This window comes from Streptomyces sp. NPDC026246, from assembly GCF_055567995.1.
The window spans coordinates 22,757-35,706 of record NZ_JBVHPJ010000022.1; the positions used below are offsets into that span (position 1 = coordinate 22,757).

Annotated in this window: 10 protein-coding genes and 2 pseudogenes; 8 read left to right on the plus strand and 4 right to left on the minus strand. The window is 67.2% G+C overall.

Annotated features, from left to right (window positions below):
• Positions 1-90 precede the first annotated feature (90 nt).
• Entirely contained in the window at positions 91-1,137 is a 1,047-nt protein-coding gene (locus ACZ4M5_RS33950; protein WP_467742821.1) for a hypothetical protein, read from the plus strand.
• 224 nt (positions 1,138-1,361) lie between these two features.
• Here ACZ4M5_RS33950 and ACZ4M5_RS33955 read toward each other — a convergent pair whose 3' ends face one another.
• Together ACZ4M5_RS33955 and ACZ4M5_RS33960 are read right to left on the minus strand one after the other, a co-directional pair.
• Positions 1,362-2,003 carry an SMI1/KNR4 family protein gene (locus tag ACZ4M5_RS33955; protein ID WP_467742823.1) on the minus strand — a complete coding sequence of 214 codons (642 nt, stop codon included), beginning with the start codon at positions 2,001-2,003 and terminating at the stop codon, positions 1,362-1,364.
• A 241-nt stretch (positions 2,004-2,244) separates the two neighbouring features.
• Positions 2,245-2,826, minus strand: a complete 582-nt coding sequence (locus ACZ4M5_RS33960) for an SRPBCC family protein (RefSeq protein WP_467742825.1) — start codon at positions 2,824-2,826, stop codon at positions 2,245-2,247.
• Between the two features lie 55 nt (positions 2,827-2,881).
• On the opposite strand from ACZ4M5_RS33960, the gene ACZ4M5_RS33965 reads away from it, so the two are divergent.
• The gene (locus ACZ4M5_RS33965; protein WP_467742875.1) at positions 2,882-3,481 is read left to right on the plus strand and encodes a TetR/AcrR family transcriptional regulator; all 600 of its coding nucleotides are present in this window, start codon (positions 2,882-2,884) and stop codon (positions 3,479-3,481) included.
• A gap of 24 nt (positions 3,482-3,505) precedes the next feature.
• Positions 3,506-3,748, plus strand: a pseudogene (locus tag ACZ4M5_RS33970) (SAM-dependent methyltransferase); the annotation flags it as partial.
• A gap of 341 nt (positions 3,749-4,089) precedes the next feature.
• On the opposite strand, the gene ACZ4M5_RS33975 reads toward ACZ4M5_RS33970, so the two are convergent.
• Positions 4,090-4,398: a hypothetical protein gene (locus tag ACZ4M5_RS33975; protein WP_467742827.1), complete on the minus strand. Its 309-nt coding sequence runs from the start codon at positions 4,396-4,398 to the stop codon at positions 4,090-4,092.
• A 1,038-nt stretch (positions 4,399-5,436) separates the two neighbouring features.
• On the opposite strand from ACZ4M5_RS33975, the gene ACZ4M5_RS33980 reads away from it, so the two are divergent.
• On the plus strand, positions 5,437-6,021 hold the full coding sequence (locus tag ACZ4M5_RS33980; RefSeq protein WP_467742829.1) for a DinB family protein: 585 nt from the start codon (positions 5,437-5,439) through the stop codon (positions 6,019-6,021).
• Positions 6,022-6,222: 201 nt separating this feature from the next.
• Here ACZ4M5_RS33980 and ACZ4M5_RS33985 read toward each other — a convergent pair whose 3' ends face one another.
• The gene (locus ACZ4M5_RS33985) at positions 6,223-6,621 is read right to left on the minus strand and encodes a hypothetical protein (RefSeq protein WP_467742831.1); all 399 of its coding nucleotides are present in this window, start codon (positions 6,619-6,621) and stop codon (positions 6,223-6,225) included.
• A gap of 160 nt (positions 6,622-6,781) precedes the next feature.
• Here ACZ4M5_RS33985 and ACZ4M5_RS33990 point away from each other — a divergent pair, with 160 nt between their 5' ends.
• From ACZ4M5_RS33990 to ACZ4M5_RS34005, 4 genes and pseudogenes are all read left to right on the plus strand, one after another.
• Positions 6,782-8,524 carry an endo-1,4-beta-xylanase gene (locus ACZ4M5_RS33990; protein ID WP_467742833.1) on the plus strand — a complete coding sequence of 581 codons (1,743 nt, stop codon included), beginning with the start codon at positions 6,782-6,784 and terminating at the stop codon, positions 8,522-8,524.
• A gap of 1,265 nt (positions 8,525-9,789) precedes the next feature.
• A complete protein-coding gene (locus ACZ4M5_RS33995; RefSeq protein WP_467742835.1) occupies positions 9,790-10,152 on the plus strand; it encodes a hypothetical protein in 363 nt (120 codons plus the stop codon).
• Positions 10,153-10,416: 264 nt separating this feature from the next.
• Positions 10,417-11,258: pseudogene (locus ACZ4M5_RS34000) on the plus strand (IS5 family transposase).
• 45 nt (positions 11,259-11,303) lie between these two features.
• Complete coding sequence (locus ACZ4M5_RS34005) at positions 11,304-12,419, plus strand: bifunctional DNA primase/polymerase (RefSeq protein WP_467742837.1); 1,116 nt, start codon at positions 11,304-11,306, stop codon at positions 12,417-12,419.
• Positions 12,420-12,950: the final 531 nt, after the last annotated feature.

The window sequence follows — 12,950 nt, forward strand, 5'->3', positions numbered from 1 at the left end:
CTGCCGGGAAGAGACCAGGCGGTAGCGCTCTGCCGGGTGACGCCCGTGCCGGAACTCTGTGTGCGGCGGCCGTGAGGGCCATTGTCAGAGGTGACTGGCAAGATCGCGGCCATGAGAGTCACTCCTGTCACTCCACCACGGCCGATCGATGTTGCCGCGATCTTTCCCCAACTGGCTCCGCTGGCCCGCACCGCGACCCGCCTGCACCCCCGCCCCGGGGCGCCGACGTGGCACGACAGCTCGATCGGCGGGCCGCTGCTGTGGCCCGCTGAGGAGCCCTGGCCGCACTGTGAGCAGCCGCATGTCATGGATGGCATCAACCCAGCCCTGTCCCCGGCGGACCTGCGGCTGGAACGACAGATCTTCGCCGCCTCGCACGGCCGGGACCTGACGGCGGAGGAACGGGAGACTCTTGAGGGGATCCGGCCCCCTCGGACGTATCCGGTGAGGCGGGCGGTCCAGTCGTACGACGGCCCCATGGCGATGCTGCCCGTTGCGCAGCTGTATGTGCGGGACGTGCCCGATCTGAGCCCGCCGGAGGGCAAGGACCTGCTGCAGGTTCTGTGGTGTCCCTTCGATCATCCGATCATGCCCAGGACCCTGCTGTTCTGGCGTTCGGCAGCCGCCGTCACCGACATCCTCGACACGCCTCCCGAGCCGCCCGCAGTGCAGTTCGACGGCTATCTGCCGGATCCGTGCGTCCTCGAACCGGAGCAGATCACCGAGTATCCCGACCATCTGGAGCTGAGCGAAGAACTGCGGGAGCGACTCAAGCAATGGAGTGTGCCGGAGGCAGATGAGGAAGACATGGACCCGGAGACGTACTACGACTGCGTGCTGTCCAACGCACCCGGCTGGAAGGTCGGCGGCTGGCCCGCTTGGAACTCCACCGACCCCAGCCCGCAGCACTGCTCAGAGTGCGGCACCGGCATGGAGGTTCTGATGACCATCGCCACGTTCGAGGATGGGGACGACGCCGGGAACAGCTGGTCTCCGCACCCCCATCCAGGCGCTGGACCGTACCCTGGCCACCGCGGCTACAACGCGACCGGGGTCCAGATAGGCAGCGGATACCGGCAGCACCTGTTCGTCTGCCCGGCAGAGCCCGAGCATCCGCACATCGAGTTGATGACGTAGCCCGTCCGCGGTGTGCACAAGGGGCGTCACGGTGCGGGCCTACCGTGACGCCGGGTGGCCGCGCGGCTCAGACGCAGCTTGCCCGTCCACCCCTCCCTGTTGTGGTCGTCGACCACAACAGGCCCGGCCTCAGCCGGTGTAGAGCAGCTTGCATGAGGCTTCACGCTGCAAGGCCGGGCGACTCGTTGAGGTGGCGTCCCTCCATGTCGCACCGGCTCGCTGGCCTACGCACGCACCTCCCAATCAACGCAGGTCCGGCCAGAGGGGTGCTCGAAGGTGGTGGGCCAGTAGTACTTAAACGGGCCACCGGCCTCCAACGCATCCGCAAGGGCCCCGACGAACGCGGTCAGATTTGAGCCCCACAGTGTGCCCTCGAGGTCACCGGAGCCGATGCCCATCTCAAATACGTTTCCGTACGTAGGTCCAGGGCGATGGTCGACGAACGCGAAACCACCGTCGTTCGGCACGGCGAAGGGCACACACTGGTGAAGGTGACCAGCGAGATCCTCTTCATCCCATAGCTCAGCATCAGCGTTGTCTTCGCCCACATCCACGAGAATCGCATGCATCTCTGCGACCTCTGCGGTGGAGATGAGTCGATGGCCCAGAGGCAGGATGCCTCCGGCCGGAAAGACTCCGGCACCGGACCCACTGCTCTGCTCTGGCTCGGAGACACCATTCCGCCGAGCCAGAAGTCTTCTGAGTTCCGGATGAAGGGCAAAGCCAAGGTGGTCCTCCAACTCGGCAATCTCACCAGCGGCTGCGGGCGGCCGAAGGGCAGCATGATCCGCGGGCGAATGCGCAACGAGCCAGGATTCCAAGCGATCCCACGCCAGATCGAATGCGACAAGATCCATCGATGTCATGGGCAGACCATAGACGGCGGGTCTGACAAGCGAGATCGCCGTGGGGCGCCGGGTCGGGCCAACCTCCAAAGACAAGCTCGATGAAGCACGAGCCCTCTGGTTCCGGCCACTGCCCACGCCAGGCATAGCGCAGCGACGGCTGGGTCGGTGGTCGACTGCACAGCGTCAGCACCGTGGGCAGGACACGTTCGGCGAACATGGGCTCAGGCGCTGGGCGCCGCCGCCGGTAGGCCCGGCCCGGTCAGGTCGGTCCCGAATTGGTTCTGCGCTCCGCCGGTTGGAGGAGTCCGTGCCCGAGCACGGGCCCCGGTGGGTGTCGGGCCTGCGGCGGTGAGAGGAGGCGATGCCCGCAGCTGTCAGTTTTCGGCGGTGGACGCGTGGCAAGCCAATTCGGTGGCCAGCCGCCGCATGACCGTGCGGTTGGCCTGCCGCATTGTGGCCCGTACGACGGGCGCCAGCAGCCGGTCGGCGAGCGGGGCGCGTACCCACGCGTATGTGAACGAGACGCGGGCCCCGCCGGTGGGCAGCGGTTCGATGGTGTAGGTGCCGCGGCCCACTGCCGCCGGCCGGCCGCGCTGACGTTGCGTTCGACGATGCGCCGAGAGGCCTCGGCCTCGATGACATCGATGGTGACGTCGGTCTTCGTGCCGCCCAGCGTGGCGGTGACCGTGGCGCAGGAGCCGATGCCTCTGGAGGGGCCGGTGTAGCGCCAGTTGGTCAGGTAATGGTCGGTGAACCGCTCGTGGTTCGCCATGACGTCGAGGAAGCCGTAGACCTGCTCGGGAGGCTGAGGTACGTCGATCGACACGGTGACAGACTTCATGTACCACACGGTACATGCGCCATGTACCGATTGGTACAGTCGTGACGTGGTGACCATGGACGACTCGTATCCCGAGGGCGGGGCCGAGGAAAGTGCGCACAGGGCTCGGCGCGCACAATTGGTGGAAGCGGCTGTCGACCACGTTGCGGCACACGGCATCGCCGACCTGAGCCTGCGCAGGCTGGGCGCCGCGATCGGCGTCAGCCACCGCATGCTGATCCACTACTTCGGCTCCAAGGAACAGCTGCTTGTTGAGATCGTCCGGACGTCGGAGCGACGCCAGCGCGAGGTGCTGTCCCGGCTCCGCCTTGAGCCCGGTCTCTCGCCCGCTGGAGTCGCGCGACTGTTGTGGCGGCAGCTCACGGACCCTCAACTGGCGGGTCAGGAGCGGCTCTTCTTCGAAATGTGCGCGCACGCGCTGCGCGGCCGTCCCGAGGCCGCTCCCTTTCTCGAAGGACTGGTGACGGACTGGCTGGAGCCGCTGGTGGCCGCCGAGGTCGGGGCGGGGGTGGACCCCGCTCTGGCCCGGAACCGAGCCAGGCTGGGACTGGCCACTGTCCGCGGCCTGCTGTTGGACTTGCTCGCCACCGGTGACCGCGCCGGCGTCGACGCGGCGATGGAGGAGTTCCTCCGGCTGTACTACGGCTCGGAGTGAGGAGTCAGCGATCATGCGCAGTGACTCCTCGACACACCCTTCGACAAGGGCAGCATCGCCGCGGGGTGGAACAACGAGTCCACCATGGACGTCGACCTGCACGACCTGTTCGCCGAACACTTCCGCGCGCACTTCGAGTGCAACATTCACTCGCGCCGCGAGTACCTAGTGGGAGCTGCGGGCCACCTCATCGCTGGTCACCGGGATCGAGGAGGCGTTCATCGAGTCCTACCGGGGTGGTCCTTCCTGTACGTCCTGATCGTCAGCCGAGCGCGTGTAGGGCGGGGGCTCGACCATCAGTCGCGGGCAGTCCCGGCAGCGGGCGCCGAACGCCGGGCGTGCGCAGGTGGGAGGCGGATGGGCGCGTGGTCCGAGGCAGGGCGTCCATCGCTGTCGGACGTTTTCCAGAACCGACCGCGCCCGGCTCCTGCCGGCGGCCGACGTGCACTGCCGGTATGCGGGGAGCGGGGTGGCCACCAAGCCGCACGGAAAACAAAGCCCCTGCCGGTCGGATCCCGCCGGGCGGCCCGCCGGTCGGGCTCCGGTCGGATGCGAGAGCCGGGTCACCGACTCTGTGTCATCTGTGGGGTCGCCGTCGCCGCGGTCGGTCACACTGAGTGTCCCTGTGACCGCAGCCAGCGGTGCACGGTGTCCTTGTCCGCCGGTGTGATCCGGACATCGCTGTCGACGCTCGGGCCCTCGTCCTCGTTGAACGCCGTGTCCGTGACGCGTGCGGTGACCCACGTGGCCAGGTCCTGTGCGGCCGGTTCAGGCAGGGAGCCTTGTTCCCAGCCGGCGCGGGCCTCGCTGGCCGCGTCGCGGTCGTGATGTTCGGTCTCGGCCAGCCATGCCTGCACCAGCCGCTCTACAGTCCCGCGCTGCTGGTCGTCGATCTGCTGCTTGTCGTTGTCGTCCATGCCGTCCCGAGTGCCCGCCGCGGCTGCCGCCTCCCCTCTGTACTTCGATGTTCGCTGGCGCGGCGTACCGCCCTGCCACCATTCTGGTCCTCGCACCGGCCACGCAGTACGTCAGCTGCAAAGACGGACTGTCCTTACCTGGGAGAAGAACGGACATGCACCGTACGTACGGCGTCCGCCGAGCGTCCGTAGCTGGTGCGCTTCAGAGCCGCTTGGTCAGTATCGCCTTCAGTGTGGCGATGTGCCGGGCCTGTGCCTGCCTGCGTACGACGGCGAAACGGCGGTCCACGATCAGTACCGGCAACGCCCGGAGCAGGGCGCTCGGCGCCGGCGAGCCGGTCGGCCTCGGCGAGCCGTGGTGCCAGATGCTTGAGGCGCTGGGAGGGGGTGACGGCTTGTGCGGCCCGTGTGCCCCGGGCCGTGAAGAGCTGTTCGCAGCGCTGCTGGTACGCACCGATCGTCGTCATGCGGGATCCCCCCCCAACCACCGCCGCCCGTTGCTGACAGGGCGGATACGAGTGTGGCCCGGATCTTCGCAGGCGGGGGACGGCTGCCGTGGGATAGGGGCTGCCGGGACAGGCCGCCGTCGACGAGGATTTTGGTAGGACATCGAAATGCTGTAGCGAGCTGACGGGAGGCCCGGGAGCCGAGGCGCCTCGACCGGCCGGGCATGGCCCACGCCTGCCGCTGGTGTGCGGGCTGGCTCGCCACGGTGGGGCGGCCATCACCTCGCGGTTCGGCTGACGCTGGCCTTCGACGTCCTGCTCCACCACGCGGTGAGACCAGGCACAGACCGGCCGCGCCTTTATGCCGGCTCGGACGCCCTGCTGGCGGCACGTGCTAGCCACTGCGTCCGCCCGAAGGGGACTGACCGGGCGGGGCAGCCCGCTCTTCCACGGCAGAACAGGGAGAGCGAGCCAACGCTCCACCAGGAACCTCTACGCGCCGGGTTCGGCGCGCGCATCGGTCAGACACACCGGGCCCCCAGTACATACGAGATCTTGAGGCCATGAACAGCCCATGGCAGGCTCATGCCGCATGATCGATGGATTCGCAAAGGACAACCTGCACGGGAGACTGCGGCGGGACCGCAAGGCGCTGCTCTGGAAACTCGACGGCCTGTCCGAATACGACGCCCGCCGACCTCTGACAGTGACCGGGACCAACCTCCTCGGCCTGGTCAAACACGTGGCCAGTGTCGAGGCCAGGTACTTCGGCGAGGTCTTCGACCGGCCGTCCCCGGAACCGCTGTCGCGGTGGCAGGACCACGACGGCAGCGATCTGTGGGCGGCCGAGGACGAGGGGCGTGATCAGATCATCGAGTTCTACCGGCGCACGTGGGAACACTCCGACGCGACGATCGACGAGCTTGCCCTCGACGCCCCCGGCCACGTGCCGTGGTGGCCGCAGCCTCATGCCGACACGAACCTGTTCGCCATCCTGGTCCACGTCCTCGGCGAGACCAACCGCCATGCCGGTCACGCCGATATCCTGCGCGAAGGCGTCGACGGCCGAACCGGGATGCGCCCCGAACACCAGACACAGATCGATGAGGACGCCCGCATCGCCTACTGCGCCAAGATCGAGCAGGCCGCCAGATCGGCCGCATCAGTCAAGGCATGAAGGCCGGCCGTCCCACATGACTCGATGTTCGAGCGGCATGGTGCCGGACGTGAGCGCCGATCCATGGCGGCACTGAAGCCTCGGCAGGTTTCGCGGCTACCGCCGCGCGCTCATTGCGGCCGTTCGCCTTCGCCGACCCTTCCGTCTCCAGTGGTGTCGTACGTCTAGTCGTTATGGTCGCTGTAGTTGCGCCGGTAGCGCCTACATGTGCCGTTTCGCGCAGCGTGGGGCTTGCCCGCCGTAGCGGTTGAGGGAGAGGGAAACCCGGATGCCACCGTCGAGGATGGCGGTAATGCCGCTGTCGAACCTCTCGACTGGGCGGCCCTCCTCGCGCCAGGTGGCCTTGAGGGATGCCAGCGCCGCGCGGTAGTCGTCGTCGATGGCGAACTCCAAGTCCAGGTGGCAATAGGCTCGTTGCCGCCGGACGCCGCTGTCGTCAAAGCCGAAGTCGTCCAGGCACGAGGCGCTGTCGTCCCGGGTGGCGTACGGCTTGTTGGCCGGCGCCGGGGACAGTGCGCGGTAGACATCCTCGCCGGCCTGGGTGGTGGCCCGGACATGGTCACGGAACTCCTCGAGGCTGTGGGAAGTCCGCCGGCACACGCGTGTCCGACGCGCCTTCCATGCAGGCCCCGACGATCCGGGCCCCGCTCCGCCACACGAGCCGGAACGTGCCTCCACGGGGCCGCCGTACCTCATGTGATGAACTGTGTCCCGGCTTCGGGACGTTGAGCTCGTCTCGAAAAAGAGAGTGGGAGGGGCCGTGGGCCTCGGTGGGGGGAGTTGGCAGCGGCTGACCGCCGTGGCGCTCGTCATGGCGGTGGCGGCCGGGTGTACGGGGCAGGGTGAAGGAGCGGGCGGCGGAAACGACGAAGATCTGCTGCGGAACCACGACTGGACGCAGATGCCGGGCACCACCACACGGAACGACACCCTGCGTATCAGCGCATTGGATCGGCACATCGTGGAGCAGGACTCCTCCGGCGGCCAGCCCAACCCCCCGCTGAACCTGGCCGGCCCGCATCTGAGGTCCGATGGCGACTTCACCGTCACCGCGCGCATGTCCGGCGTGGGTGACGGTGACGGCGACTCGTGGCTGCGGCTGTACGGGCGTGTACCGGTCATCTATGACGAGTGGCGGCAGGAGCGGCCCTCACTTCGCGTCGGCGTGACCGCTGACGGACAAGTGGAGGTACAGGTATGGGACGGCGAGGGCGATGAGCCTGCCACCACCAAGGATTTCGACTGCGGCTGTTCGGGGAGGGTGACGCTCGCCGTGTCGAGCATCGGTGACACCTTCCGCGTGAAAGTCGACGGGCGGTGGCTGGGAACCGTCCACGACCCAGGGGTGTTCGCCGAGGGCACTGTCTGGTTCGGTCTGGAGGCGGATGCGGGCGAGGAGGAGCGCGGCGAGGGATGGCGTCTGACTCGACTGACCGCGCGGGCAGAGAGCGGTGACTCGCTCCGCGTGATCAAGGCGCCGCAGCTACGCCAGGAGCAGTCAGACGACTCGCTGCGTGCGCGGGCCGCAGACGTGGGGCGGCCGTTCGACGTCGGCGCCGCCCTGGCCGAGAACCCGCTGCTCACCGACTCACGGTACCGGGCGCTCGCGGGAAGCCAGTTCTCCATGCTCACTCCGGAGAACGCCTTCAAGCCACAGTTCCTTCACCCACGCCCGGGTGTCTACGACTTCCACGACGCAGACCTACTCGTACGCTTCGCCCGCGCCAACGACATGAAGGTGCACGCGCACACCCTCGTCTGGCACGAGGCTCTGCCCCACTGGATGCGGGAGAACCACGACCCCGAGGAGGTGCGCCGGACCATGCTCCGGCACATCGCCATGGTCGCCGGGCACTTCAAGGGAAAGGTCGCTGAATGGGATGTGGTCAACGAGCCCATGTCCGACGACGAGACGAGCTACACCAACGGGGATCTCGGTCTGCGCTCCGATCAGAGCCCGTGGTTCGAGGCCATGGGCGAGGAGTACATCGACGAGGCGTTCAGGGCCGCCCACCGGGCCGATCCGAAGGCACGGCTGTTTCTCAACGAGTACGGGGTCGAGGAGGAAGGCGAGCGCTGGGACGCCCTTTACGATCTGGTCAAGCGGCTCAAGGAACGCGGCGTACCGATCGACGGCGTGGGTTTCCAAAACCATGAGTACGCACCCGGCGACCGCACCGACCCGGAAACCTTCCGCAGCCACGTGCGGGATCTGGCGGAACTCGGAGTCAAGGCGCGGGTGTCGGAGATGGACGTTCCCATCGGTGAGGACGAGGAGGACGGGCCGCAGACCCAGGCTGACGAGATGGCGGGCAAGCTGCGGGTCTGCCTGGAGGAGCCGAACTGCACATCGTTCTCCACATGGGGATTCACCGACCGGTACGGTTCCACCGCCGACACCAGGACTTATCCTCCGCGCATGGCCGATTCCCTGCCGTGGGACGCGGCCCTCCGGCCGAAGCCGGCGTACGAGCGCTTGCTCGGAGCCTTTGACGAGGCGTGAGGAGTCAAGATGCGATCGCTGCGATCTCTCGGTGTGGTGTCGATGGTGGTGAGAGTCAAAGAGTGCCTGGTCATGGTCGCTCGACAGGATGGCACGTGAAATCTGGTACGGAGGACGCCTTGTGCGTGCCGGGAGGCTGCCCTTGCTCGTGATCCGAGGGCACCCCGGGCTTTCCGCTGTCGCCTACGACACGGTCACGGGCCTGGCCGCGTAGCCACCCATACGGCCCCTTTGCGATCACACGCTCCCGGCGCTCCGCCACGTGAGCCCACGTACGCCCTTTGTACGCCACCGCAACTTTCCGTACGCCACAGGTCCGGGACATGCGACTTGCCGAGTGAGCGCTCAGCAGACACCACCACGCTGGAAGATCACAACCGCCCCCCGAAGAATCAACGTCATACTTACGGGTACTCCATCTCCTGCATGTATCAATCTGCTTTCGGAGAGCCATGGTGCAGGGGACAGAAGAAGCCAACCGGTTCTGTAAAGCGTGTGGAACGCCGGCTGAGGACGGGAAGTTGTGCAGCCACTGTGGCGCGGTCCTGGAATTCCCCGATGAAGGAGGGCTCGTCGAGGACGAGGCTGTCGCAGTGCGACGGGACTTCGAAGGGCGTGCCCGCCACCCGGAAGACTGAGTACAGGGGGCCGACAACAGGTAGCAGGAGGGGTAGGGAGGAGCCACGGTCCGGGAGGGCGAAGCGGTGCAGGCGAGAAGCCCGCAGCGGAGGGTTGCGCGAATGTGGCGGTGGGGCAGATGGGTAGCGCTCCTTCTTGCGGTCAGTTGGGCAGTGAACTGGGTCAGTAGCCTCATCCGCGATGAGCGGGGATGGGACCCGTGGTGGCCGCTGATCAGCGCCGTGATCTGGGCTGGCATAACCGCCCATGGTTTCATGACGTACCAGCAAGTCAGGACTGACGAGGGACGCGGCTAAGTGGCCGACAGACCATAAACGCTTGTCCCATTGGGTCCCAAGGCCGAACGGATAACAGCTGGCTGCGCGGTGACATACGGACGCACGTTGTGGGGCCTGGTCCCGCGGCGATCCTCGCTTCTATCGACCGACCGCCGAGTACGAGTACTGCGCCATCGAGGTAGTGACCCTCAGTACGTCTAACTGGTGGTTTCAGAATGAGCAGTGATGGCTTGGGACCTTTGAAGCGGACGCGAAGCGCGCCATCTGCGAGGGTCAGGCCACGGACGGACGGCACCACGCTGTTCACCGTGGTGCCGAACCGCAGTGACAGTCGCTATCGTCCGTGCCATGACCTCAAGTGATCATCTGCTCGAACTGATCCAGAACACCCCAGAGATCGATCTACTGCTGAGGTCGTCGTTCGGCTTCGACATCCATCGGAAGCGCTATGGCGAGGGCTTGAGGCTTGCCTCGGGTGCGCCGATGGAGGTGATCGCCGGGGAGTCCGCCGGTGGGGCGTACTTCCTCTGTGCAGAGCAGAAGGGTCGGCGACCGGTGGTGTACGCGAGTTCGGAGGGGGAAGGCGGTCTGCTCGCCGATGATCTTGGGGAAGCGCTGGAGGTCATCATCGGGCTGGAATGGCACGACTGCCTCACGTTCTCGAGCGGGTGGCGATGTCGAGGTCATGCAGGTCTCCGCTCGACGCCTTGAAATGTCCCGTGACAAGTACAACCCGGACATCGACAACGAGGCTGCCCAGGTGGCCGCAGCCCTGTCGCTGCGGACCGTGCCTGTCGCTGACTCGTCATCCGGTTGCACGCAGCCGCCTCAAAGACCGAACCGGACTACGTTGTAACCGACGACGACGGTCAGGAGTTCGGTCCCCTGTTCGGCGAGCATGTGGAACCTCGCCACGGAGGCTGGCACTGAACCCGCCCAGCCCTGCCAGTGGCATCAACACCGGCATCTCGGACAATGCCTGATAGGGCGTCGGGCACACTCTCTGACGTGTCTGCTGACCTTGTTCCCGACGATCTTTGGGAGCGCATAGCTGCGCTTCTCCCCACTCGGCCTGCCCGGCGCCATCGCCACCCCGGACGACTGCCGGTGTCGGACCGCGTTGCGCTCGCCGGCATCATGTACGTGCTGCGCAAAGGCGTGGCCTGGCGCGATGTTCCCATCCAGGTCGTTGGCTGTTCAGGAGTGACCGCCTGGCGTCGGCTCCGGGACTGGACCGAGGCTGGCGTCTGACCCCGCCTGCACGAAGTGCTTCTCGCCGAGCTGCGAGCGGTGGGTCTCCTGGAGATGGACGACTCGGCGATCGACGGCTCGCACGTCCGGGCGCTCAAAGGGGGGATCACACCGGACCTTCGCCGGTCGACCGGGGCCGGCCGGGCAGCAAGCACCACCTGATCGTCGACCGGCATGGCAGCCCGCTCGCCGTAACGCTGACCGGCGGCCACCGCCACGATGTCACACAGCTCCTGCCGCTCCTGGACGGGATCCCACCGATCCGGGGTCTGCGAGGACGCCCGCGGACACGACCGCGCAGACTGTTCGCCGACCGGGGCTACGACTTCGACAAGTACCGCCGCCTGCTGTGGAGGCGTGAGATCAAGCCTCTCATTGCCCGTCGAGGCGTCGCCCACGGTTCCGGCCTGGGTAAGACCCGCTGGGTGGTCGAGCGGACCTTCGCCTGGCTCCACCAGTTCAAGCGCCTGCGTATCCGCTACGAGGTACGCGCCGACCTGCACCTTGGCTTGCTTCAACTCGCCTGCAGCATCGTCTGCCTGAGACGACTCCGAACCTCATTCTGAAACGATCAATTAGTCGAGTCGCTTCGGTCGCTGTCAGGAGTGTACATGTCTGCTGAACTGCGGTTCCCTTTCAGCGACTCACAGGTGCGTGACGAGCGTCCGTCAGTCGCCCAGCAGTCGTTGGCGGCCGCCCGCTGGTGTGCCCACCAGGGCTGGCCTGTCCACCCCCTCTCCGCAGGCGTCAAGACCCCGGCCGCCAACTGCCGCAGCTGCCGCACGAACCCGCACCCACCCACCGCCTGCCCCTGCATCCCTGCCGGTCGCTGGTGTCACGGCTTTCACGCCGCCACACTCGACCAGACCCGCATCGGTGAATGGTGGGGCAATCACCCCGAGTACGGCATTGGCGTCTCCTGTGGCCCGGCCGGGCTGGTCGTCATCGACATCGACGCCCACCAAGCCGAACCGCCCACCCGCGACCGCGTCCTTCCCGGCATTCCCATCGCCGACCACATCGACCTCACGGGGCTTGCCAACGGCTTCCACACCCTCGCCCTGCTGTCCGCCCTACGCGGCAGGCCGAGCCCCGCGGATGACGAAACCACCTTGCGCGTCCGCACCCCCTCGGGCGGCCTGCACGTTTGGTACAGGGCCAGGGACAGCCGCCGCTGGCAGTCCTCCGTTGGATCCGGCAAGGGCCGAGCCCTGGCGTGGCAGGTCGACATCCGAGCCCACGGCAGCTACATCGTCGCACCCGGTACCACCACACGACACGGCACCTACACCATCGTCGGCCAGACCCGTCAGCCGGCCACGCTGCCCCTATGGTTCGCCCAGGAGCTGGAACGCACCGGTCACCTTCCCGCACCGCCCATCCCCGTCCCCAGGCCGGTGCCGCCGCCCGCCTGGCAGGCCGTCCGTGCCGAGGGCGGCTGCAAAGACCGCGTCCGGTCCGTCCTCGCCGCTGTGTTGGCCCCTGTGGAAGCCTGCGGGCAGGTCGCCGAGGGCGCCGGGTTCTCCGACGCCCTGAATCGTGCCGCCTTCACCCTCGGCGGACTGGTCGCCGCGGGCCGCCTCGGCCGGGACGAGGCCGAACAGGCGCTGCGAAAAGCCGGTGTGGCGGCCCGCCCGGGGCAGACGCGACGCATCGAGCAGATTATCCGCATTGGTCTGACCGCAGGCCAGGAAAGGCCCTTGTACGGAGGGGGGAGGCGTTCGTGATGTCACCAAAGCTGGAGAGGCGCTCTTCGAGTGCAACCCCGAAGTCGTTGCCGGTCAAACCCGGCGGAGGCGACGGCCGATGGGCTGCTGCAGGACACACCCTGACCAACCGCGGCAACGCCAAGCAGTTTGTGAAGCTGTACGCCAACGACTGCCAGCATGTCCCCGGCATCGGTTGGTGTCGCTGGGGGCACTTACCCCACTGACGCATCGATGAGGACGGCACCGCCCTGCGTAAGCCGGTGACCTCGCCTAGAGGATCGCCACCCATCCGCGCGGCGTCTTCGCCAACACTGTCCTGCTACAGCACCGCCACCGGTCCCTGTCCACCTACGGCATCAACGCCACGCGCGTTTGGACCGCCCGCCCACGCGTAAAGGCAAGCCAACGCCTACCACCGTGACCGCCGCATGGTCGGCTACGCCCTTCTGGGACCGACAGCCAAGGCTTCCCTCAACTTCCGGCACCTTGCGCCGTCACTGTGACCGCGCCCCGGCAGCCAACAGGCCAGACGCCCCCGGATCAGCCGGT

Excerpts from the sequence above, each read along its gene's own strand:
- ACZ4M5_RS33980 (WP_467742829.1), top strand. The coding sequence starts at position 5,437 with ATGATCGATGGATTCGCAAAGGACAACCTGCACGGGAGACTGCGGCGG.
- ACZ4M5_RS34005 (WP_467742837.1), top strand. The coding sequence starts at position 11,304 with ATGTCTGCTGAACTGCGGTTCCCTTTCAGCGACTCACAGGTGCGTGAC.
- ACZ4M5_RS33995 (WP_467742835.1), top strand. The coding sequence starts at position 9,790 with ATGACCTCAAGTGATCATCTGCTCGAACTGATCCAGAACACCCCAGAG.
- ACZ4M5_RS33955 (WP_467742823.1), bottom strand. The coding sequence starts at position 2,003 with ATGACATCGATGGATCTTGTCGCATTCGATCTGGCGTGGGATCGCTTG.
- ACZ4M5_RS33975 (WP_467742827.1), bottom strand. The coding sequence starts at position 4,398 with ATGGACGACAACGACAAGCAGCAGATCGACGACCAGCAGCGCGGGACT.
- ACZ4M5_RS33965 (WP_467742875.1), top strand. The coding sequence starts at position 2,882 with ATGGACGACTCGTATCCCGAGGGCGGGGCCGAGGAAAGTGCGCACAGG.
- ACZ4M5_RS33960 (WP_467742825.1), bottom strand. The coding sequence starts at position 2,826 with ATGAAGTCTGTCACCGTGTCGATCGACGTACCTCAGCCTCCCGAGCAG.